A 21423-nucleotide genomic window follows, 5' to 3' on the forward strand; every position below is an offset into this window, starting at 1 on the left:
CGACAGCGCCGCCTAGGGCCAGGACGTCGGCGACCGTCCACTCACCGTGGTGCTTCCATCAGGGTGCCACCACCCACCGACGTTTCTCAGGCGGCGGGAACGGCGGGACGGCGGACGCCCTCGGCCAGCTCGGCGGCCAGCGCGCCCAGCGCTGCGGTGCCCTCGGCCGCCCTGGTCACCAGCGCCGAGCCGACGATCACCGCGTCGGCGAACGCTGCCACCTCGGCGGCCTGGTCGCCGGAGCGCACGCCGAGGCCGACGCCGATCGGCAGGTCGGTGTGCTTGCGGGTGCGTCCCACCAGGTCGGCCGCGCTCGCGCCGACGGACTCGCGGGCGCCGGTCACGCCCATCACCGCGGTGGCGTAGACGAAGCCGGTGGTCGCCTTGGCCGTCAGCGCGATGCGCTCCTCCGACGACGACGGCGCCACCAGGAAGATCCGGTCCAGCCCGTGCTGGTCGGACGCGGTGAGCCAGTCGCCCGCCTCGTCCGGCGTCAGGTCCGGCGTGATGAGGCCGAGGCCGCCCGCCGCGGCGAGGTCCCTGGCGAACCGGTCGACGCCGTAGTGGAACACCGGGTTCCAGTAGGTCATCACCACGGCGCGCCCGCCGCGCGACGCGACCGACTCGACGACCTCGAACACGTGCCTGAGGCGGAAGCCGTTGCGCAGCGCGGTGTCGGCGGCGGCCTGGATCGTCGGACCGTCCATGACCGGATCGGAGTAGGGCACGCCCACCTCGACCAGGTCGGCGCCCGCGTCGATGGTCGCGGCCAGCAGGTCCTTCGACTCGCCGACGGTCGGGTACCCGGCCGGCAGATAGCCGACCAGCGCGGCCCGCTTCTCCGCGCGGGTCCCCTCGAACAGCTGGGCCAGCCGGCTCACACGTCCTCCACGAGCTTGAAGTAGCGCGCCGCGGTGTCCACGTCCTTGTCGCCCCTGCCGGAGAGGCTCACGAGGATGTGGCCGTCCTCGCCGAGCTCCTTGCCCAGCTTGAGCGCGCCGGCCAGCGCGTGGGCCGACTCGATGGCGGGAATGATGCCCTCGGTGCGCGAGAGCAGCTGGAACGCCTCCATCGCCTCGGCGTCGGTGACCGCGCGGTACTCCGCCCGCCCGGTGTCCTTGAGCCACGAGTGCTCGGGGCCGACGCCGGGGTAGTCGAGACCCGCGGAGATCGAGTACGCCTCGATGGTCTGCCCGTCCTCGTCCTGCAGCAGGTACGACAGCGCGCCGTGCAGCGTGCCGGGCGTGCCCTCGGTCAGGGTCGCGCCGTGCTCGCCGGTCTCGATGCCCTTGCCGCCCGGCTCGAGGCCGACCAGGCGCACGCCGGGGTCGTCGATGAAGCCGTGGAAGATGCCGATCGCGTTGGACCCGCCGCCCACGCACGCGGCGACCGCGTCGGGCAGCCGCCCGGTCAGCTCGAGGATCTGCTTGCGCGCCTCCTCGCCGATGACCTTGTGGAAGTTGCGCACCATCACCGGGAAGGGGTGCGCGCCCGCGGCTGTGCCCAGCAGGTAGTGCGTGGTGTCCACATTGGTCACCCAGTCGCGCAGCGCCTCGTTGATGGCGTCCTTGAGCGTGCGGGAGCCCGTCTTCACCGGGATCACCTCGGCGCCGAGCAGCCGCATCCTGGCGACGTTGAGCGCCTGCCGCTCGGTGTCGACCTCGCCCATGTAGACCACGCACTCGAGGTCGAGCAGGGCGCACGCGGTGGCCGTGGCCACGCCGTGCTGACCGGCCCCGGTCTCGGCGATCACGCGCTTCTTGCCCATGCGCCTGGTGAGCAGCGCCTGGCCCAACACGTTGTTGATCTTGTGGGAGCCGGTGTGGTTCAGGTCCTCGCGCTTGAGGAAGATCCGCGCTCCCCCGGCGTGCTCGGCGAACCGCGGCGCCTCGGTGAGCAGCGACGGCCTGCCCGCGTAGCCGGAGAGCAGGCGCGCGAACTCGCCGGTGAACTCGGGGTCGAGCCTGGCCTTGTCGTACTCGGCCGACAGCTCGTCGAGCGCGCCCATGAGCGCCTCGGGCAGGAACCGGCCGCCGTAGGGGCCGAAGTGACCCCGCTCGTCCGGGTCGTGGCTGGTGCGTTGCTGCTTGGGGTCCTTGTCGGTCACCGGCTCGGCCTCGGGCATGCCGGGTGCGATCCCGCGGTCACCAGCTTGACGAGCGCGCCCTTCGGGTCGTCCGTGGCGACCAGGCCCTCGCCGACGAGCACGGCGTCCGCGCCGTGGCCCGCGTAGGCCATCAGGTCGCCGGGACCGCGCACGCCCGACTCGGCGACCTTGTACGTGTCCATCGGCAGCCCGGGGGCGAGCCTGCCGAACACGTCGCGATCGACCTCGAGGGTGTGCAGGTTCCGTGCGTTGATGCCGATCACCGACGCGCCCGCCTCCAGCGCGCGGTCGGCCTCCTCCGCGTTGTGGACCTCGACGAGCGCGGTCATCCCGAGCGACTCGACGCGGTCGAGCAGCGCGACGAGCGCGTTCTGCTCCAGCGCGGCAACGATCAGCAGCACCATGTCGGCGCCGTGCAGCCGCGCCTCGTGCACCTGGTACGGGCTGACGATGAAGTCCTTGCGCAGGATCGGCACGTCCACCGCGGCGCGCACGGCGTCCAGGTCGGCGAGCGAGCCGCCGAACCGGCGCTGTTCGGTGAGCACGCTGATGACCCGCGCACCGGCGTCCTCGTAGTCCTTCGCCAGCGACGCCGGGTCGGCGATCGCGGCCAGGTCCCCCTTCGACGGGCTCCGGCGCTTGACCTCGGCGATCACGCCGATGCCCGACTCGCGCAGGGCCGACATCACGTCCCGGGGCGGGATCGCTGCCGCCGCACGCCGCTTCAGCTCGTCGAACGGCAGTGCCGCCTCACGCTCGGCGAGGTCGGCCCGCACGCCCGCGACGATGTCCTCGAGAATGCTCACCGGGCAACCTCACCGGCTGTGTGTTCACTCGCAAGGTGGCTCACAAAAACCTTCCCCTTCCCGCCGAAATGATGCTAACCCTCGCGGTTCGCCACACCGGCTCCGGGTCGGAATTGCCTTGTCCACCAGTGGGAAAGGGCCGGGGTTAACTCCGTGTGGTCGGATCCTCGCCGTCGGAGAGCGCGTCCCAGAGCTCCTTCTCGGTGTCCTTCGCGGCCCGCTGGCCGCCGGGAGCGGAGTACTTGGCGCCCATGCGGGGCATGCGGTGACCACGCCACGTGAGCACGGCGCCGGCGAGCAGCACGAGCACTCCGCCCGCGACGGCCGCCGCGGGACCCCAGAACGTCCGCCGTGGGGCCCCCGCCGATTCCTCGTAGCCGGGCGCCCAGCCGGACCAGGTCACGTCGTAGGCGTCGCCGTTCAGCGCCAGGTAGAGGATCAGCGCGCCGACGACCACGAGCAGCACGCCCAGTACGCGCCGGGCAACGCCCCGGACGGCGAGCACCGCGGCCACGGCCGCGAGCGTGAGCAGCGCCAGCGGCACCGGCCACGTCATGAGGTCGCCGCCGGAGAGGTCGTCGGCGAGCCTGCCGTCGATGGTCAGCCCGCGCGGCACGTCGATCCACGTCAGCCCCGACGTGCCCCACAGCGCCGCGGCGCCGAGCAACAGCGCGACCACCACTATCCACAGTGGACGCTTGTTGGCCGGGCTCTCAGACACGGGTCGCGTCCAGGGACGTCGCGGGGGCCAGCGTGTTGGCGGCGGCGACGGCGGAGAGCACGGTGCGGGCCTTGTTGAGCGACTCGTTGTCCTCGTAGTCGGCGTCCGAGTCGGCGACCACGCCGCCGCCGGCCTGCACGTACGCCACGCCGTCCTTCATGAGCGCGGTGCGGATCGCGATCGCGGTGTCCGCGTCGCCCGCGAAGTCGAGGTAGCCGACCACACCGCCGTAGAGGCCCCGCCGCGTCGGCTCCAGCTCCTCGATCAGCTCCATCGCGCGCACCTTGGGCGCACCGGAGAGCGTGCCGGCCGGGAAGCACGCCAGCACCGCGTCGAACGCCGTCCTGCCTTCCGCGAGTTCGCCCGTGACGGTGGAGACGATGTGCATCACGTGGCTGTAGCGCTCGATCGCGAAGAAGTCGACGACGTGCACCGAGCCGGGTCGGCACACCTTCCCGAGGTCGTTGCGCCCGAGGTCGACGAGCATGAGGTGCTCGGCGCGCTCCTTCTCGTCGGCGAGCAGGTCCTTGGCCAGCTGCGCGTCCTCCTCGGGGTCGACGCCGCGCCAGCGGGTGCCTGCGATCGGGTGGGTGGTCGCCCTGCCGTCGCGCACGGTGACCAGCGACTCCGGGCTGGAGCCGACGATGTCGAAGCCCTCCAGCCGCAGCAGGTACATGTACGGGCTCGGGTTCGAGGTGCGCAGCACCCGGTAGACGTCCAGCGCGTCGGCGCCGGTGCGCATCTCGAAGCGCTGCGAGGGCACGACCTGGAACGCCTCGCCCGCGTGGATCGCCTCGCGGGCCGCCTCGACGGCCGCGTGGAAGTCCTCCTTCGCCCTCCGCCGCGTGAACTCCGGCGCGGGCCGCTCGAACACCGCGTTGGTCGCGGGTGCGGGCGCGGCGAGCAGCCGGGTCATCTCCTCGATGCGACGGACGGCGTCGTCGTAGGCGGCGTCCACGCGCTCGGGCGAGTCGTCCCAGTTCACGGCGTTGGCGATGAGCGTGACGGTGCCCTCGTGGTGGTCGAACGCGGCGAGGTCGGTCGCCAGGAGCATCGTCAGCTCGGGAATGTCGATGTCCTTCTCGGCCAGCTCGGGCAGCCGCTCCAGCCAGCGGACGGTGTCGTAGCCGATGTAGCCGACCATGCCGCCGGTGAGCGGCGGCATGCCGGGCAGGGGCTCGGTGTGCAGGGTCGAGAGGGTCTCGCGCAGCACGGTCAGCGGATCGCCCTCGGTGGGCAGTCCGACGACGGGTGTGCCGGTCCACACGGCCTTGCCGTCGCGCACGGTGAGCGCGGCAGGGCTGCGCACGCCGATGAACGACCAGCGCGACCAGGACTCCCCGTTCTCAGCCGATTCCAGCAGGAACGTGCCGGGACGGTCCCCGGCCAGCTTGCGGTAGAGCGCGACCGGGGTGTCCGCGTCGGCGAGCAGCCGCCGGACCACCGGGATGACGCGCCGGTCCTCCGCGAAGGCACGGAAGTCCTCCCGGCTCGGGCTGATCGCCCCGAGCCCGGAACCACCGGTGTCGACAGAACGGGCAGTTACCATGCGGTTATTGTGCCGCCGCGGCTTTCGGCGGCACCCACCGGGGATTAATTCACTGACTGTTGAATTTCTGACCTCGGTGGTTCATGATGGGCCACGTGACCACCGCGAAAGAAGAGCCCGCCCGCCGCAGGGGCCGCCGCCCCGCGGGCGAGGACACCAAGGCGGCGCTGCTCGACGCCGCCAGAGCCGTGTTCGCCGAGAGCGGCTACGAGGGCGCCACCGTGCGGGCCATCGCCTCCCGCGCCGGCGTGGACCCCGCGATGGTCAACCACTGGTTCGGCGGCAAGGACGGCCTGTTCGCCAAGGCCGTGCTGCACGTGCCGTTCGACATCAACGAGGTGGTCGAGACGGTGACGGCAGGCGGTCCCGACAAGCTCGGCGAGAACATCGTGCGCACGTTCCTCACCCGCTGGGACGGCGCGGGCGGCGAGTCCTTCGTCGCCCTCATCCGCAGCGTCACCACCAAGCCCGAGGCGCTGCAGACGCTGCGGACCATCCTGGTCAACAGGATCTTCACCAACGTCGTCAGGACGGCGGACAGCGACCGCCCCGAGCTGCGGGCAGGCCTTGGCGCGACCCAGATGATCGGCCTGGGCATGGCCCGCTACGTCGCGCAGATCGAGCCCGTGGCCTCCGCCGACATCGAGACGCTCGTGGCCACGATCGCCCCGAACCTCCAGCGCTACCTCACCGGGGCGCTGGACGTTCCCGCCTGATCGTCGGCATCGTCCGCGAGCAGCAGCCGCTCGTCGGTGTCGAAGCACGTGTGGGTGCCCGTGTGGCAGGCGGGGCCCGTCTGGTCCACGCGCACCAGCAGCGTGTCGGCGTCGCAGTCGAGGCGCACCTCGCGCACGTGCTGGATGTGCCCCGACGTCTCGCCCTTCACCCACAGCCGCCGCCTGCTGCGCGAGTAGTACGTCGCGCGCCGCGTGGTGAGCGTCCGCTCCAGCGCCTCGTCGTTCATCCACGCCACCATGAGCACCTGGGACGTGCTGTGCTCCTGCACGACGGCGCACACGAGGCCGTCGGGCGTGCGCTTCAGGCGCTCCGCGAGTTCGGCATCGAGCGTCACCGGACCACGACCCCCGCACCACGCAGGGCGTCCTTGACCTCGCCGATCTTGAGCTGGCCGAAGTGGAAGACGCTCGCGGCGAGCACCGCGTCGGCCCCGGCCTCGACGGCGGGCGGGAAGTGCTCGACCGCCCCTGCGCCGCCGCTCGCGATCACCGGCACGCGCACGGCCGCGCGCGTCAGGCGGATCAGCTCCAGGTCGAAGCCCGCCTTCGTGCCGTCGGCGTCCATCGAGTTGAGCAGGATCTCGCCGACGCCCAGTTCCTCGCCCCGCGCGGCCCATTCGACCGCGTCGATCCCGGTGCCGTTACGGCCACCGTGCGTGGTCACCTCGAAGCCGGACGCCGTGGGCTCGCGCCCCTCCGGAACCCGGCGCGCGTCCACCGACAACACGACGCACTGCGCGCCGAAGCGGCGCGAGGCCTCGCGCAGCAGCTCGGGCCTGGCGATCGCGGCGGTGTTGACGCTGACCTTGTCGGCGCCCGCGCGGAGCAGCCGGTTCACGTCGTCCGTGGTCCGCACGCCGCCGCCGACGGTCAGTGGGATGAACACCTGCTCGGCGGTGCGGCGCACGACGTCGAAGGTGGTCTCGCGGTTGCCCGAGGACGCGGTGACGTCGAGGAAGGTCAGCTCGTCGGCGCCCTCCGCGTCGTACACGCGCGCCAGCTCCACCGGGTCGCCGGCGTCCCGCAGATCCGCGAAGTTCACACCTTTGACGACCCGTCCCGCGTCCACGTCGAGACACGGGATCACCCTCACCGCAACGGACATGTCACCAGCTTAGGGTTCGTCGCCGCAGGCGGGCCGGGCAGCCGTGCGGACCCCCGGACATATCTACTCGGTAACGGTTTCGTGGTGCCCGCGTTCACCGGCCGCCTAAGCTCGATCGCATGGCGCGAGCGGGCAGGAGGCCCGGACCGAACGAGACCAGGGAACAGATCGCCGAGGCCGCACGCAGGCTGTTCGCCGCTCAGGGTTACGACGGCGCGACCATGAGGGCGATCGCGGCCGAGGCCGGCGTGAACCCCGCGCTGCTGCACCATTTCTACGGCACGAAGCGTCAACTCTTCGTCGCGGCGATGAATCTTCCGTTCAATCCGGCGGACGAAATCCCGCAGGTCCTGAATGGACCACCCGGAGAGGAGGGAGCCCGTCTCGTGCGTATGATTTTGCGATTATGGGCAGAACCGGACACCAGGGCGCCGTTCCTCGCCCTGCTCCGGTCGGCCGTGACCAACGAGCAGGCGGTCACGATGATGCGCCAGTTCCTCGCCAGCGCGGTACTCGCGACCGTCGCGAGGGCGAGGGGCATCTCGCGCCTGCACGCGTCGGCGGCGGCGGCCCAGATGATGGGGGTCGCCCTGTTGCGCTACGTTCTCGAGGTACCGCCGATGTCGACGGCGACCGAGGACGAGATCGTCGCACTGGTCGGCCCGGCGATTCAGTATTACCTCGATGGCGGGCAACCGCCTGCGGCTTCGCAGCGTTAGCTTCACACGGGTTGGGGAAACCTTTCATGGTGCGAGACTGTTCGGCACGAAGACTCCTTAGGGTGCCCGCATGACAACGGTCGCGATGGGGGAACAGACCGCCTCCGAGACGCCGGACGTCGAACCGGCCGCCGCGAAGCGCAAGCGCGCCGCGCGGCTGCTTCCGGTCGCCTCCGTGGCGGGCGGCACGGCCCTCATCGGCGCACACGGATCCCTGTACGGCAACTGGATCATCGACGACGCCGCGATCACGTTCGCGTACGCGCGCAGCTTCGCGGAGGGCCTCGGCCCGGTGGTCCAGCCCGGCGCGGAACCCGTCGAGGGCTACTCGAACCCGACATGGACGGCGCTGCTGGTGCTCGGCAGGCTCGTCGGGCTGTTCGACCGCGGAACGATCTTCGGCATTCCGGACTACGTCCTCTTCCCCAAAGCGCTCTCGCTGCTGCTCGTCGCGAGCATCCTCTGGGGCTGCCACGTGGCGGCGGCCAGGGTCACCAAGCGGCCGTGGCTGGCGACACTCGCGGTGGGCGGTCTGCTCGCCGTCACACCGTCGTTCGTCATCTGGACCTTGGCCGGCCTGGAGAACCCGCTCTACGCGCTGATCATCACGTGGATGGCGGTGCTGGTCTTCCTGGCCGTGCTCGACGACCGGCTGCTGCGGGGCAAGCTCGCGGTGGGCATGGGCCTGCTGGCGGCGGCGGCCGCGCTCACCCGTCCGGAAGGGCTCATCTACGCGGGCGTGTACCCGCTCGTGGTGCTCGGCGCGCTGCGCAAGCCGAGGATCGCGGCGAGCGTCAAGCACATCCTGCTGTCCGTCGCCGCGTTCGCCGTGCCCGTCGGGGCGTACTTCCTGTGGCGGTACGCGACGTTCGGACTGTGGTTGTCGAGCCCTTCGATCGCGAAGCGACAGGATCTGCCGACCCTGCAGGAGCTGACCCGGCCCGGTGAGCTGGTGGGCTACGCCGGCGCTCCGGCCGTGCTCGTGGCCGTCCTCTTCGTGGGCATGGTGCTGGCGAGGCCGGCGTGGTGGCGCAGGGGCCTGCTGGCGCTGCTGGTGCCGCTGGGACTCGCCGTGGTCGCGTTCTCGGTGCTCGAGGCGGACTGGATGTCGCAGCTGCGCTTCGCCACCCCGGTGTGGGTGCTGGGCTCGCTGGTCGCCACGCTCGCCGCGGCCGACGTGCTGCGCCACGCCAAGCTGCGCGGCCGGGTCTGGATCGTCGTCGGGCTCGTAGCCGTGCTGCTGCCGACCGGTGCCGCGTTCGGCGCGGTGGCCAAGGACTTCCGGACGGAGCCGGACATCTCGGCGTGCTACGTCGCCGACCGCTTCGGCCGCATCTTCAACGGCTACGCCGACGTGATGGGCGCGCAGAACGCTTCGCTGCTCATCCCCGACCTGGGCGGTTCTGCCCTGACCAGCAGGTTGCACCTGGTCGACATGGCCGGCCTGACCAACCACCGGTTCGCCGAGCTGGTGCGCGACCAGGACCTGCGGGGCCAGCAGAACTACGTGTACGACGAGGTCAAGCCCACCTTCATCCACACGCGGGAACCGTGGAGCACGGGCAACGGGCTGGGTTACGACCCGCGCCTCGCCCGCGACTACTACCCGATCCACTACGACATCTACCAGGGCGCGCCCCACGGCGACTGGGTCCGCAAGGACGCGGTGCGCGACCAGCAGATGCTCGAGGACCTGCGCGCCTACGCCCGCGTGCACACGGTCCAGGTCGAGCGGGACATCCCGAACTGGCCACGCCGGCACTGCGGCGACACCCTTCGCGCGGGCCAAACCGACACCGGCGAGGCGTAGCCACCCAACCGCAGTGAAGGCCACCTTGCCTGCGTTCAACGCAGTGAAGGTGGCCTTCACTGCGTTCGGGGCGCGGCATTGACGGCAGCTGCTCAACGCTCGCAGAATTAAACGCATGGCCAATTCAGCCGTCTCGATCCAGGGCCTGCGTGTGCGCCGGGGCGACCGGGTGGTGCTGCGCGACGTCAGCTGCGAGATCGCGCCCGGCACCGTCACCGGCCTGCTCGGCCCCAGCGGCTGCGGCAAGACAACGCTCCTGCGCTCGATCGTCGGCGTGCAGCTCGTCGAGGCGGGTACCGTCACCGTGCTCGGCAGGCCGGCGGGCAGCCGGGAGCTGCGCCGCAAGCTCGGTTACGCCACGCAGAACCCGGCGATCTACCCGGATCTCACGGTCGCGGAGGCCCTCCGCTACTTCGCGGCCGTGCTCCGCGCCCCGAAGTCTGATGTGGACAGAGTGATCGCCGAGGTGGACCTCACCGACCACGCCGACGCGCTCATCGGCAGGCTCTCCGGAGGACAGCGCGGCAGGGCCAACCTCGCCGTCGCGCTGCTCGGCGAGCCCGAACTGCTCGTGCTCGACGAGCCGACCGTCGGTCTCGATCCCGTGCTGCGCGACGAGCTGTGGGGCCTATTCGGCAGGCTCGCCGCGCACGGGACGACACTGCTGGTCTCCAGCCACGTGATGGATGAGGCCGCCCGCTGCGGGCAGTTGCTGCTCATGCGGGAAGGCAGGCTGCTCGCCCACGACGAGCCGGGCGGACTGCTGCGCCGCACCGGCACCCCCGATCTGGAACAGGCCTTCCTGCGGTTGATCAGGGAAGGAGCGCTGCTGTGAGCGTCCCCGTCACGCTGGCCACCAACCGGCGCATCCTCACCCAGCTCCGGCACGACCCGCGCACGGTCGTGCTCATGCTCGTGATGCCGACGCTGCTGATGGTGCTGCTGCGCTACGTCTTCAACTCGGCGGCGCAGTTCAGCGCCATCGCCCCGGCCCTGCTCGGCATCTTCCCGTTCACGATCATGTTCCTCATCACCTCGGTCACCACCCTGCGCGAGCGGACCTCGGCGACCCTGGAACGCCTGATGACGCTGCCGATCGCCAAGCCGGACCTGGTCTTCGGCTACGCGCTCGCCTTCGGGCTCATCGCCGTGGCGCAGGTCGCCATCGCCGCACTGGTGTCCGTGACCTGGCTCGGGCTGGACGTCGCGAGCTCGGTCTGGCTGCTCCTGCTCGTGGCGGTGCTCGACGCGCTGCTCGGCACGGCGCTGGGCCTGTTCGTGAGCGCCTTCGCCCGCACCGAGTTCCAGGCGATCCAGTTCATGCCCGTGATCGTGCTGCCGCAGTTCCTGCTGTGCGGACTGCTCCAGCCGAGGGACGAGATGGGCTGGCTGCTCAGCTGGATCTCCGATGTGCTGCCGCTGTCGTACGCGGTGGACGCCCTCAACCACGTGACGCATTCGGCCGAGCTCGACGGCACGCTCGTGCGCAACATGGCCGTCGTGGCCGGCAGCGCGCTGCTCGCGCTGCTGCTCGGCGCCGCGACGCTGCGCCGCCGTACACCGTAGCGATCTCTCAGCGTTCACCGGATACGTTGATCGGATGGGAGCAGAGCTGGAGCGGCTGGCCGCGGAGAAGTACGTACTGCTGACGACGTTCCGCAGGTCGGGCGACGCGGTGCCCACCCCGGTGTGGATCGCGGGAGACGACGGCGAGCTGGTGCTGTTCAGCGTCCGCACGGCCGGCAAGGTCAAGCGGATCCGGCGCGAGCCACACGTCGAGGTGGCGGCGTGCGACTTCCGCGGCAAGGCCACGCACGGCCGCACGGTCACCGGCATGGCGCGCATCCTCGACGACGACGCGACCGAGCGCATCCGCAGGGTCATCGCCCGCAAGTACGGCATCACGGGCCGGGTCACGATGTTCTTCAGCCGCCTTCGCGGCGGCCCTCAGCGCACCGTGGGCATAGCGGTCAAGCTCGACGAGTGACCGAGGGCGGCGCCGTCGGCGTCGTCAGACCCGCGCGACGGCGGCGAGCGCCTCGGGGAGGGTGAACGCGCCCGCGTACAGCGCCTTGCCGACGATCGAACCCTCGACGCCGTCACGCTCCAGCCGCGCGAGCGCCCTGAGGTCGTCCACACTGGACACTCCACCGGAGGCGATCACCGGTGCGTCGGTGCGGGCGGTGACCTCACGCAGCAGGTCGAGGTTCGGACCGCGCAGCGTGCCGTCCTTGCTGACGTCGGTGACCACGTACCGCTGGGCGCCGTCGCGGTCGAGCCGGTCGAGCACCTCCCACAGGTCGCCGCCGTCCTGTGTCCAGCCGCGCGCGGCGAGCCGGTGCCCGGCCTCGGTGATCCGCACGTCGAGGCCGATCGCGACGCGGTCGCCGTGGGTGGCCACCACCTTGGCGGCCCACGCCGGATCCTCCAGTGCGGCCGTGCCGAGGTTCACCCTGCGCGCACCGGTGGCGAGCGCCGCTGCGAGCGACTCGTCGTCCCGGATGCCACCGGAGAGCTCCACCTGCACATCGAGCTTGCCCACCACCTCGGCGAGCAGCTCCCGGTTGGAGCCCTTGCCGAACGCGGCGTCGAGGTCGACGAGATGGATCCACTCCGCGCCGTCACGCTGCCACTGCAGTGCCGCCTCCAGCGGCGAACCGTAGGAGGTCTCGGTGCCGGCCTCGCCCTGGACGAGGCGGACCGCCTGGCCATCGGCCACGTCGACGGCGGGAAGGAGGGTGAAGGTCACCGGGCCACTATAAAAACCGGCGGCGGGCCCGGGCTCAGAGGGTGCGCAGCCAGTTCCGCAGCAGGTGTGCTCCGGCGTCGCCGGACTTCTCCGGGTGGAACTGGGTGGCCCACAGCGGACCGTTCTCGACTGCCGCGACGAAGTCCTCACCGTGGTGCGCCCACGTGACCTTCGGCTGGCGGCCGGTGAGCTCGGAGTCCAGCTCCCACGAGCGGGCCGCGTAGGAGTGCACGAAGTAGAACCGCGTTTCGGCGTCCAGCCCGGCGAACAGCTCCGAGCCCTCCGGCACACGCACGGTGTTCCAGCCCATGTGGGGCAGCACGTCGGCGTTCAGGCGGTCGACGGTGCCCGGCCATTCGCCGGTGCCCTTGGCCTCCACCCCGTGTTCGACGCCACGCTCGAAGAGGATCTGCATGCCGACGCAGATGCCCAGCACCGGCCTGCCACCGGCGAGCCGGGTGCCGATGATCTTGTCGCCGCCCACCGAGAGCAGCCCCTCGATACACGCGGCGAACGCGCCGACCCCGGGCACGACCAGCCCGTCGGCCTCCAGCGCCGCATGCGGGTCGGCGGTGACCTCCACGTCGGCGCCCGCTCGCTGCACGGCGCGTTCGGCGGACCGGAGGTTGCCGGACCCGTAGTCCAGGATCACTACTCGAGGCACGGCTCCAGGTTAACCGCTGCGCCGCGCCAGCAACGCGACCGGCAGCAGCGCCGCGGCCGCGACGGCGAGCAGCCCGAACGCAGAGCCGAAGCTCGTCCACGACACGATCGCTCCCACGGCGACCGCGCCAAGACCCTGGCCCGCGTCGAACGCGACGTTCCAGGCGACGCTCGCCGAGCCCGCCCGCGCCCGCGCGAACATCGCCACCAGCGAGTCGTTCTGCACCACGCCGAAGCCGAGCCCGAACACGGCCACGGCGACCACCACGAGCACCGGGTGCTCGGCGAGCAGGGCGAACCCGGCGAGACCTGCGGCGGAGACCGCGAGCCCGCCCGCCAGCATCCGCCCTGGTCCCGCCAGCCGGTGGCCGAGGTGCCCGGCCGCCCAGCGTGAGAGCATCGCCACGAACGGCGTTACGAACAACGCGACCGCCGAGGCCGGGGACGTCACCACGATCGGCAGGAACGTCGCGAGCGCGCCGAAGCCGGTGGAGACAGCGAGCATCGGCAGCCATGGCTTCCACGTCGCGCGCACGAGCGCCCCCGGCCCGGAACCGAGGCCTGGCTCGTGCCGCGGAAGGAGCCTCGGCAGCAGGAGAATCGGCACGAGCGCGCACAGCGGCAACGCCGTGGCGAGCACGAACACGTGCGGGAAGCCCCAGTGCCCTGCGATCCACGTGCCCACAGGCAACCCGGCCAGCTGAGGCACACCCGCGGCCAGGCCGTAGAGCCCCGAGCCGCGCGCGACCGAGCCCGAGGGCAGCAGTTCGGCGATGAGCGCGCTGCCGCACACGGTGAGCAGGCCGAACCCGATGCCGCGCAGCAGCGAGATGCCGAGGATCTCCCACGCGCCGGCCGAGGCGATCAGCAGCGGTGTGGGAGCGCCGAGGAACAGCGCGCCCAGCAGCATCGCCACGCGGTAGCCGTGGCGGCGGACGAACGCCGACGTGGCGAACTGGGTGAGCACCGTGCTGGCCATGAACACGCCGGTGGAGGCACCCGCCGCGAACGTTCCCGCCTCCTGCCGCACCGCCCACAGCGGCACGACGGGCAGCAGCAGCGCGTAGCCGGAGAACGCGGCGGTGGAGGCGAGCAACGTGAGCCGGAAGTTCCGGTGCCGCATCGGGGACACCGGCCTCTCCGGGACCACCGCCGACCGCGTCACACCCTTCGTTCTAGTACGCGCGTACCTGTTTTGTCCACCACTGCAGTGAAGGCCACCATGCCTGCGTTCAACGCAGTGAAGGTGGCCTTCACTGCGGCTCGGCGGATGGTGGTCACCGGCGGGCGGCCCAGGCGACGAGGTCGTCGGCGGTCATCGTGTTGATCACATCGTCCTCGGTGACGCCGCATTCGGTGGCCCGCACGCAGCCGAACGGCAGCCAGCTGAGCTGTCCCGGCGCGTGCGCGTCGCTGTCGATCGAGAACCGGCAGCCGATCTCCTTGGCCAGCCGCAGCAGCCGCCTCGGCGGGTCGAGCCGCTCGGGCCGCGAGTTGATCTCCACGGCGACGTCGTGCTCCCGGCACGCGGTGAACACGGCCTCGGCGTCGAACTGCGACTCCGGCCTGCCCCGGCCGGTGACCAGCCTCCCAGTGCAGTGCCCCAGCACGTTCACGCGCGGGTTCTCGATGGCCTTGAGCATGCGCGGGGTCATCTCCGCGGCGGGCTGGCGCAGCAGCGAGTGGACGCTCGCCACCACCACGTCGAGCTCCTCCAGCAGCTCCGGGTCCTGGTCGAGCGTGCCGTCGGCGTGGATGTCGACCTCGATACCGGTGAGGACGCGAAAGGGCGCCAGCTCGGCGTTGACCTCCCGCACCGCGTCCAGCTGCCTGCGCAGCCGCTCCGCGCTGAGCCCGTTGGCGACGGTCAGCCGCGGCGAATGGTCCGTGAGCACGAGGTACTCGTGGCCGAGCGCACGTGCCGCCTCGGCCATCTCCGCGATGGGGCTGCCGCCGTCGGACCAGTCGGAATGGGTGTGGCAGTCCCCGCGCAGCGCCGCGTGCAGCGCCCCGCCGTCGGGGATGCCGGGCGCGCCCCGGGACTCGAGGTCGGTCAGATAGGCCGGCTCGCGGCCCTCCACGGCATCCACGATCACCTTGGCCGTGGTCTTGCCGATGCCGGGCAGTGCCGTCAGCGTGCCGCCTCGGATCCGCTCGGCCAGCTCCCCCTCGGGCAGCTCGTCCACCACGACGGCGGCCTTGCGGAACGCCCGCACGCGGTAGCTGGGCTCGCCCGCTCGTTCCAGGTGGAGCGCGATCTGCCGGAGAACCTTGACCGGATCCATCCTCACCTCGGTGGCAGCGCGTGCAGTTCGACGTCGGACAGCTCGCCGTCCGCGACCGTCGCCGTCAGGTACGTGCAGTGCGGCTGCCTGCGGCGGTCGGTGGGCGAGCCGGGGTTGAGCAGGCGCAGGCCGGTGTCCGCGACGGTGTCCCACGGGATGTGGCTGTGCCCGAACACGAGCACGTCCGTGCCGGGGAAGTCACGCGCGCACCGCTGCTCGCGGCCCTTCGCCGCGCCCGTCTCGTGCACCACGGCCAGGCGCAGGCCCTCCAGCTCGGCCCGAGCGACCTCGGGCAGCCGCGCTCGCAGCGCGGCGCCGTCGTTGTTGCCGTACACGCCAATGAGGCGGCGGGACCGGGACTCCAGCTCGTCGAGCAGGTCGACGGTCACCCAGTCACCGGCGTGCACCACCACGTCGGCCTTGCCGACCTCGGCCCAGACCTCGCCGGGCAGGGCCTTCGCTCGCTTCGGGACGTGCGTGTCGGCGATGATCAGCAAGCGCATGCCGCGAGCCCTCCTCTCGCCTCAGCCGCCCAGGTTGGTCACCCCGGCCTCCAGCCCGGCCGCCAGCTCCTCGAGCTCCCGCTCCGACGGCGTCCGGTCCCCCAGCTGCCCCCGCAGGCCGGCGGCGGAGGCCACGACCAGCGCCCCAGCGTAGCGCGGGGAATCCAGGTCGGCGCCCGACAGCAGCAGGACCTCGCCCTCCTGCAGCGCGAGCGCCGCTTCGGGCAGCCCCGAGTCCAGCAGGGAACGGACGTGTTCGGCGGTGATCCGCATCGATGCTCCTCTCGCTCGTCCACCCGGGGTACCCCGGATGGCGCGAAGCGATCGAGATCGAATCGGTACCTCGGCAGAGCCAGGCGTCAACCGTCACCCGAACGGCCCAAAAGTTGTTGATCACCTGCGGATTCGCGGTCACGAACCGGCGGGGGGCCGAGTGCGGGCCCGCCGTGAGCGCCAACTATCTTGACGCGAGTCCTGGCCCGTCATCGCCGGACGTGGAGGGGTTGTCTTGCCACAGGATCGCCAGTGGCCCGAGTCGCACGCCGAGCAGACCGATGTGCTGCCGGTCGTGCCCGCACATCCCGGACCTGCCCGTGGCGGGCACGGCGCCGGCGAGGTCACGCAGCACATCGCGACGACCAACGAGGTCGCACAGCACATCGCGACCAGCAACGAGGTCACGCAGCAAATCGCCGCGCACGACAACGGCGACCTTCCCACCCAGCAGGTGTCGGTGCCACCCCCTCCGCACGGTGGCGAGCCGCCGGCCGCGGACGGCGACGGCGGGGAGAACGGCAAGGCCAGGCGGTTCCGCAAGCCCGCGCTCATCGCGGGCGCCGTGTTCGGTGTGCTCGCGGTCGCCTACTTCGCCGACCTGCTGGTGACCAGCGGTGACGTCCCGCGTGGCGTGGTCGTCGCCGGGGTCGAGGTCGGCGGGCTCAGCCACTCGCAGGCCGAGGAGAAGCTGCGCGCCGAGCTCGAACCGCGGCTGACCCAGCCGGTGAAGTACACGGCGGGCGAGGTGCAGGACTCCTTCCAGCCGAAGGACGCCGGTCTGCGCCTCAACTGGCCCTCGACGCTCGACCAGGCCGGCGACCAGCCGCTGAACCCCTTCACGCGCATCGCGTCGTTCTTCAGCGACCGCGAGGTCGGCGTGGTCACCGAGGCCGAGCCCAACCAGCTCGAGAACGCCATGGCCGGGCTCAAGCAGCGGGTCAACCAGGCGCCGGTGGAGGGCAACGTCGTCTTCGAGGGAGCCGTGGCCAAGGCCGTCGAGCCGAAGAACGGCCAGGAGCTCGAGGTCGAGGCCGCGCAGGCGAGGATCCTCGCGCAGTGGGCGTCCGGCAAGCCGCTCAACCTCCCGGTGCACAGCACCCCGGTGACGATCACCGCCGAGGCCGTGCAGGCGGCGCTGAAGGACATCGCCGAGCCCGCCGTGTCCGGCCCGGTGATCGTGCACGGTGAGGGAGCCGACGGCACGCTCGAGCCCGAGGAGATCGCCGCAGGGCTCTCCTTCGCCGCCGAGAACGGCAGGCTCGTGCCGAAGATCGACCAGAAGAAGATCATCGAGGGCGTCGGGCCCGAGCTCGCCCACACCGAGAAGGAGAGCAAGGACGCCGAGATCGTCTTCGACGGCGGCGCGCCGACGGTGGTGCCCTCCGAGGACGGCAACAAGATCAAGTGGGACACCACGCTGCAGCCGCTGCTGGAGACCCTCAAGAAGCGCGACGGCCGTGAGCTGACCGCGAACTACGAGAAGCAGCCGGCCAAGGTCACCACCGAGGCCGCAAACCAGCTCGGCATCAAGGAGGTCATCGGCGAGTTCACCACCGGTGGCTTCAAGCCCGACTCGGGCATGAACATCCGCAGGGTGGCCGAGGAGGTCAACGGCGCGATCGTCAAGCCGGGTGAGACCTTCAGCCTCAACACCCACACCGGGCCGCGCACAGCCGCGGAGGGTTACGTTCCCGCTGGCATCATCGAGGACGGGGCGCCCGGTGAGGCCGTCGGCGGCGGCATCTCGCAGTTCGCGACCACGCTGTACAACGCCTACTACTTCGCCGGCATGAAGGACGCGGGGCACCAGGAGCACAGCTACTACATCAGCCGCTACCCCGAGGGCCGCGAGGCCACGGTGTTCCAGAACCCGGACGGCTCCAGCGTCATCGACCTTGCGTTCACCAACGACGCGCCGACCGGCGTCGCCATACAGACGATCTGGACCGAGTCGAGCATCACGGTGCGGCTGTGGGGCACGAAGCGTTACGACGTCGAGTCGGTGACCGGCGAACGGACCAACTTCGTGCAGCCGCAGGTGAAGGAGGGCCCGGCCGAGAACTGCCACCCGAGCAGCGGGTCGCCGGGCTTCACGGTCACCGACACGCGGATCCTGCGCGACGTCTCGACGGGCGCGGTGGTGAGCGAGGAGTCCAGGACGGTCAAGTACAACCCGCAGAACACGATCGTCTGCGGGCGCAAGAACGGTCACTGAGCCACCACGGCGCGGAAAATCCGGTGGCCGTGCACGCGGCGGCCTGCCAGGCTGAGGGTGCACGGCAACGTCGTACCCGGGAGGTTCCATGACCGAATCAGCACCGTCGAAGGACAACAGCGCCCCGGAGGACGACGTCAAGCGCCGGTTCCGCGAGGCGCTGGAACGCAAGCAGGCCAAGGCGAAGGCGGGAGCCGCCCACGAGGACCTGAACTCCAAGGTCAACCACACCCACGGCCCCGCCGCGCACAAGCGCACCTTCCGTCGCAAGAGCGGCTGACCCTTTCGCAGCAGACCCTCGGCCCCCAAGGCCACTTTGTCGTCACAGCGACGCGCAGCGTCTCCGTCTGGGTGGTGGCGGGAGACGGGCGGGCGCGTTGAACGCGACAAAGGTGGCCTTGGGGGCCGGTTGCGTCAGAGCGTGAGGATGCTCTTCAGGCGGGAGATCTCGGCGATGCGGCGCTCGGCGAGGCGGTCGGCGGCGGTCACCGGCGGCACCCCTTCGGCCGCCGCGAGCGCGAACACGGACTTCGCCGTGTCGTAGAGCGCGGTCGCCTTGCGCCTGGCCCGCTCGAAGTCGAACCCGTGCAGCTCGTCGCTGACCTGGATCACGCCGCCCGCGTTGACGAGGTAGTCGGGCGCGAACAGGATCCCGCGCTCGTCCAGCAGCTTCTCGACGCCGGGATGCGCGAGCTGGTTGTTGGCCGCTCCGCACACCACCTTCGCCCGCAGCACGGCGACCGTGTCGTCGTCGAGCACCCCGCCCAGCGCGCAGGGCGCGAAGACGTCGAGGTCGGCGCCCAGCAGCGCGCCTGCGTCGGGGACGATCTCCACGCTCGGGTGTGCCGCCACGACGCGCTCGATCGCGCGGTCGTCGACGTCGGTGACCACGACGTCGCAGCCCGCCTCGACCAGGTGGCCGACGAGCAGGTGCCCGACCTTGCCGACGCCCTCGACCCCGACCCGTTTCCCGCGCAGGTCGGGGCTGCCCCACACGTGCTCGGCCGAGGCCCGCATGCCCTGGTAGACGCCATAGGCGGTGAGCACCGAGGAGTCACCCGCTCCACCGTCGTCGCGGGAGCGTCCGGTGACGAAGCGCGTCTCGCGCGCGATGACGTCCATGTCGCGTGTGTAGGTGCCCACGTCGCACGCGGTGATGTACCGCCCGCCGAGCGACTGCACGAAGCGGCCGTACGCGCGCAGGAGCGCCTCGGACTTGACGGCCTCGGGGTCGCCGATGATCACGGCCTTGCCGCCGCCGAGGTCGAGCCCGGCGAGCGCGTTCTTGTAGGTCATGCCCCTCGACAGGGCGAGCACGTCGTCGAGTGCGTCGCTCTCGGAGGCGTAGGCGTGGAACCGGGTCCCGCCGAGCGCGGGCCCGAGCGCGGTGGAGTGAACCGCGATGACGGCCTTGAGCCCGGTGCGGGCGTCGTGGCAGAAGACGACCTGCTCATGGCCGCTTTCGCGGCCGAATACACCTTCGGTCACGGTGGTGACTCCCTTGTCAGCCCCGGCTCACGGCTTGTGGACGCGGCCGGCGGTGTTGTCGGTTGCTGGCGGCTCACGGCCGGAGAGGTCGTCTCCCGCTGATCACCGCTGTGGCTCAACCTATGCTCGCCGCCGCCGAAAAGCCACCGGTTGCGGCAGGATCGGCAGGATGACCGACGAAGGCCCGCTTCTCCTGCTGTTGCACGGTCTCGGCGCCAACCGCCACGTCTGGCGGGGCCTCGAGGAGCAACTCCCCGGGCGCTGGCCCGGGGACTGGCTCGCACCCGATCTGCCCGGCCACGGCGAGGCACCGCCGCTGCGCACGTACTCGTTCGGCTCGCTGGCGGCAGAGGTCGCCGAGGCCGTGACGGGCGGGCGGCGCGTGGTGGTGCTCGGTCACTCGCTCGGCGGGGTCATCGCGTTGACGCTCGCGTCCGGGTGGTTCCGCGTGCCCGTCGCGGCGGCCTGCGGGCTGGGCATCAAGCTGCGTTGGTCGCCGGGTGAGCTGGCCAAGGCCGCCGAGGTCGCCGCGCGCCCTGCCCGCGTGTTCGGCACGCGCGCCGAGGCGGCACAGCGCTGGCTGCGCGGCGCGGGTCTCGACGGGCTCGTCGGTGAGGACTCCCCCGCCGTCGGTGCGGGCGTCACCGAGGCCGAGGACGGCTGGCGGCTCATGGTCGACCAGCGGGCGTTCGCGGTCGGCGGACCAGACCCGGCCGGGCTGCTCGCCGCGAGCCGGGCGGAGGTCGTGCTTGCCGCCGGCGAGCACGACCCGATGTGTCCCGCCGAGCACCTCCGGGACGTCACGGCGGATCCGGTCGTACTGCGGGGGCTCGGGCACAACGCCCACGTCGAGGACCCGGCCGCGCTGTGGCCGCTGCTCGACCGGCTCGCCGCAGCCGCCTAGAGCTCGCTCCGCACGGCCCACAGGTCCGGGAACACCGGGGCGGACAACGTGGTCCGCAGGTACGCCGCGCCCGAGGAGCCGCCCGTCCCCGGCTTGTCGCCGATGGTCCGCTCCACCATCTTCACGTGGCGGTACCGCCATTCCTGCACGCCCTCGTCGAGGTCCACCAGGTGCTCGCACACCGACGCGGGGCCCGAGTCGTCGCGGTACACGCGCAGCAGGGTGGCCTGGACCTCCCGCGAGGGCTCGACGGACACCGTGACGTCGGGGCGCGCGGGCGCGTCGTAGCCGTGCGCGCGCAGGTAGGTGAGGAAGGAGTCGAACAGCGAGGGCCGCGCCATCGCGGCCGCGATGCGCTCGCGGGCCTCGCTGCCCTCCGGATAGTGCTCGGCCACGGCGGCCTCGCGCCTGCCGAGCACCGCCTCCAGCTCGCGGAACTGGCCGGACTGGAAGCCGCTCGCCGCGTCGAGCCGCGCGCGGAAGCTCGCGAACTGGCTCGGGGTCATGGTCTCCAGCACGTCGATCTGAGCCACCACCACCTTGAGGATCGTGAGGATCCGCCGCAACGTGCGCACCGCGTGCGGGGTGTCGCCGTCCTCCAGCCGCCGCTGCAGAAACGCCAGCTCGTGCAGCAGTTGTTTGAACCACAGCTCGTAAACCTGGTGGATCACGATGAACAGCAGCTCGTCGTGTTCCGCCGAACGCGGGCGCTGCGCGCCGAGCACCTCGTCGAGCGCGAGGTAGGACGTGTAGGTCAGCGCCGCGTGCTGGTCGCCCTCGCTCATG

24 protein-coding genes are annotated in these 21423 nt (G+C 71.4%); 9 read left to right on the forward strand and 15 right to left on the reverse strand.

From position 1 onward, the window contains the following. Window positions 1–86: 86 nt before the first annotated feature. The 5 genes from trpA to FCN18_RS20255 form a co-directional block, all read right to left on the reverse strand. Complete coding sequence (gene trpA / locus FCN18_RS20235; protein ID WP_112272699.1) at window positions 87–881, reverse strand: tryptophan synthase subunit alpha; 795 nt, start codon at window positions 879–881, stop codon at window positions 87–89. Beyond that, complete coding sequence (gene trpB / locus FCN18_RS20240; protein ID WP_112272701.1) at window positions 878–2125, reverse strand: tryptophan synthase subunit beta; 1248 nt, start codon at window positions 2123–2125, stop codon at window positions 878–880. Before trpB ends, trpA begins: the two co-directional genes overlap by 4 nt. Further along, complete coding sequence (gene trpC / locus FCN18_RS20245; RefSeq protein WP_112272703.1) at window positions 2104–2913, reverse strand: indole-3-glycerol phosphate synthase TrpC; 810 nt, start codon at window positions 2911–2913, stop codon at window positions 2104–2106. Before trpC ends, trpB begins: the two co-directional genes overlap by 22 nt. A gap of 145 nt (window positions 2914–3058) precedes the next feature. Continuing rightward, on the reverse strand, window positions 3059–3634 hold the full coding sequence (locus tag FCN18_RS20250) for a Trp biosynthesis-associated membrane protein (protein ID WP_112272705.1): 576 nt from the start codon (window positions 3632–3634) through the stop codon (window positions 3059–3061). Further along, a complete protein-coding gene (locus FCN18_RS20255; RefSeq protein WP_112272707.1) occupies window positions 3627–5183 on the reverse strand; it encodes an anthranilate synthase component I in 1557 nt (518 codons plus the stop codon). The genes FCN18_RS20250 and FCN18_RS20255 overlap by 8 nt, the downstream gene beginning before the upstream one ends. A gap of 95 nt (window positions 5184–5278) precedes the next feature. On the opposite strand from FCN18_RS20255, the gene FCN18_RS20260 reads away from it, so the two are divergent. Then, complete coding sequence (locus FCN18_RS20260) at window positions 5279–5899, forward strand: TetR/AcrR family transcriptional regulator (RefSeq protein ID WP_228714055.1); 621 nt, start codon at window positions 5279–5281, stop codon at window positions 5897–5899. On the opposite strand, the gene hisI is transcribed toward FCN18_RS20260, so the two are convergent. Together hisI and hisF are read right to left on the reverse strand one after the other, a co-directional pair. Continuing rightward, window positions 5866–6255, reverse strand: a complete 390-nt coding sequence (hisI, locus tag FCN18_RS20265) for a phosphoribosyl-AMP cyclohydrolase (RefSeq protein ID WP_137095854.1) — start codon at window positions 6253–6255, stop codon at window positions 5866–5868. The genes FCN18_RS20260 and hisI overlap by 34 nt on opposite strands. Continuing rightward, window positions 6252–7025 (reverse strand): imidazole glycerol phosphate synthase subunit HisF, encoded by a 774-nt coding sequence (gene hisF, locus FCN18_RS20270; protein ID WP_112272713.1) that lies wholly within the window; start codon window positions 7023–7025, stop codon window positions 6252–6254. The genes hisI and hisF overlap by 4 nt, the downstream gene beginning before the upstream one ends. A 119-nt stretch (window positions 7026–7144) precedes the next feature. Between hisF and FCN18_RS20275 the strand changes: the two genes are divergently transcribed. The 5 genes from FCN18_RS20275 (at window position 7145) to FCN18_RS20295 (ending at window position 11541) form a co-directional block, all read left to right on the forward strand. Next, window positions 7145–7744, forward strand: a complete 600-nt coding sequence (locus FCN18_RS20275) for a TetR/AcrR family transcriptional regulator (RefSeq protein ID WP_112272715.1) — start codon at window positions 7145–7147, stop codon at window positions 7742–7744. Window positions 7745–7814: 70 nt separating this feature from the next. Beyond that, entirely contained in the window at window positions 7815–9554 is a 1740-nt protein-coding gene (locus FCN18_RS20280; RefSeq protein ID WP_137095855.1) for a hypothetical protein, read from the forward strand. Between the two features lie 115 nt (window positions 9555–9669). Then, window positions 9670–10389, forward strand: a complete 720-nt coding sequence (locus FCN18_RS20285) for an ABC transporter ATP-binding protein (RefSeq protein WP_112272719.1) — start codon at window positions 9670–9672, stop codon at window positions 10387–10389. Beyond that, window positions 10386–11120 carry an ABC transporter permease gene (locus tag FCN18_RS20290; protein ID WP_137095856.1) on the forward strand — a complete coding sequence of 245 codons (735 nt, stop codon included), beginning with the start codon at window positions 10386–10388 and terminating at the stop codon, window positions 11118–11120. The genes FCN18_RS20285 and FCN18_RS20290 overlap by 4 nt, the downstream gene beginning before the upstream one ends. Before the next feature lie 34 nt (window positions 11121–11154). Beyond that, complete coding sequence (locus tag FCN18_RS20295) at window positions 11155–11541, forward strand: PPOX class F420-dependent oxidoreductase (protein WP_112272723.1); 387 nt, start codon at window positions 11155–11157, stop codon at window positions 11539–11541. Window positions 11542–11565: 24 nt separating this feature from the next. Here FCN18_RS20295 and priA read toward each other — a convergent pair whose 3' ends face one another. The 6 genes from priA to FCN18_RS20325 form a co-directional block, all read right to left on the reverse strand. Then, window positions 11566–12303 carry a bifunctional 1-(5-phosphoribosyl)-5-((5-phosphoribosylamino)methylideneamino)imidazole-4-carboxamide isomerase/phosphoribosylanthranilate isomerase PriA gene (gene priA / locus FCN18_RS20300; protein ID WP_112272725.1) on the reverse strand — a complete coding sequence of 246 codons (738 nt, stop codon included), beginning with the start codon at window positions 12301–12303 and terminating at the stop codon, window positions 11566–11568. Window positions 12304–12337: 34 nt separating this feature from the next. Further along, window positions 12338–12967, reverse strand: a complete 630-nt coding sequence (gene hisH / locus FCN18_RS20305) for an imidazole glycerol phosphate synthase subunit HisH (protein ID WP_112272727.1) — start codon at window positions 12965–12967, stop codon at window positions 12338–12340. Between the two features lie 9 nt (window positions 12968–12976). Further along, window positions 12977–14089 (reverse strand): MFS transporter, encoded by a 1113-nt coding sequence (locus tag FCN18_RS20310; RefSeq protein ID WP_112273214.1) that lies wholly within the window; start codon window positions 14087–14089, stop codon window positions 12977–12979. Window positions 14090–14243: 154 nt separating this feature from the next. Further along, a complete protein-coding gene (locus FCN18_RS20315; protein ID WP_137095857.1) occupies window positions 14244–15251 on the reverse strand; it encodes a PHP domain-containing protein in 1008 nt (335 codons plus the stop codon). A 2-nt stretch (window positions 15252–15253) separates the two neighbouring features. Further along, entirely contained in the window at window positions 15254–15754 is a 501-nt protein-coding gene (locus FCN18_RS20320) for a metallophosphoesterase family protein (RefSeq protein WP_112272731.1), read from the reverse strand. Between the two features lie 21 nt (window positions 15755–15775). Next, window positions 15776–16027, reverse strand: a complete 252-nt coding sequence (locus tag FCN18_RS20325; protein ID WP_112272733.1) for a hypothetical protein — start codon at window positions 16025–16027, stop codon at window positions 15776–15778. 235 nt (window positions 16028–16262) lie between these two features. On the opposite strand from FCN18_RS20325, the gene FCN18_RS20330 reads away from it, so the two are divergent. Then, window positions 16263–18245: a VanW family protein gene (locus tag FCN18_RS20330; RefSeq protein ID WP_137095858.1), complete on the forward strand. Its 1983-nt coding sequence runs from the start codon at window positions 16263–16265 to the stop codon at window positions 18243–18245. Between the two features lie 88 nt (window positions 18246–18333). Further along, window positions 18334–18525 carry a DUF5302 domain-containing protein gene (locus FCN18_RS20335; protein ID WP_112272737.1) on the forward strand — a complete coding sequence of 64 codons (192 nt, stop codon included), beginning with the start codon at window positions 18334–18336 and terminating at the stop codon, window positions 18523–18525. 134 nt (window positions 18526–18659) lie between these two features. Here FCN18_RS20335 and FCN18_RS20340 read toward each other — a convergent pair whose 3' ends face one another. Then, window positions 18660–19733 (reverse strand): Glu/Leu/Phe/Val dehydrogenase dimerization domain-containing protein, encoded by a 1074-nt coding sequence (locus tag FCN18_RS20340; protein ID WP_137095859.1) that lies wholly within the window; start codon window positions 19731–19733, stop codon window positions 18660–18662. 169 nt (window positions 19734–19902) lie between these two features. Here FCN18_RS20340 and FCN18_RS20345 point away from each other — a divergent pair, with 169 nt between their 5' ends. Beyond that, the gene (locus FCN18_RS20345) at window positions 19903–20637 is read left to right on the forward strand and encodes an alpha/beta fold hydrolase (protein WP_137095860.1); all 735 of its coding nucleotides are present in this window, start codon (window positions 19903–19905) and stop codon (window positions 20635–20637) included. Here FCN18_RS20345 and FCN18_RS20350 read toward each other — a convergent pair. Further along, complete coding sequence (locus tag FCN18_RS20350) at window positions 20634–21422, reverse strand: tryptophan 2,3-dioxygenase (RefSeq protein ID WP_112272750.1); 789 nt, start codon at window positions 21420–21422, stop codon at window positions 20634–20636. The two genes, FCN18_RS20345 and FCN18_RS20350, sit on opposite strands and share 4 nt — an antisense overlap. Window position 21423: the final 1 nt, after the last annotated feature.

Origin of the sequence: Prauserella endophytica (genome assembly GCF_005146945.1) — a bacterium.
GTDB lineage: Bacteria > Actinomycetota > Actinomycetes > Mycobacteriales > Pseudonocardiaceae > Prauserella_A > Prauserella_A endophytica.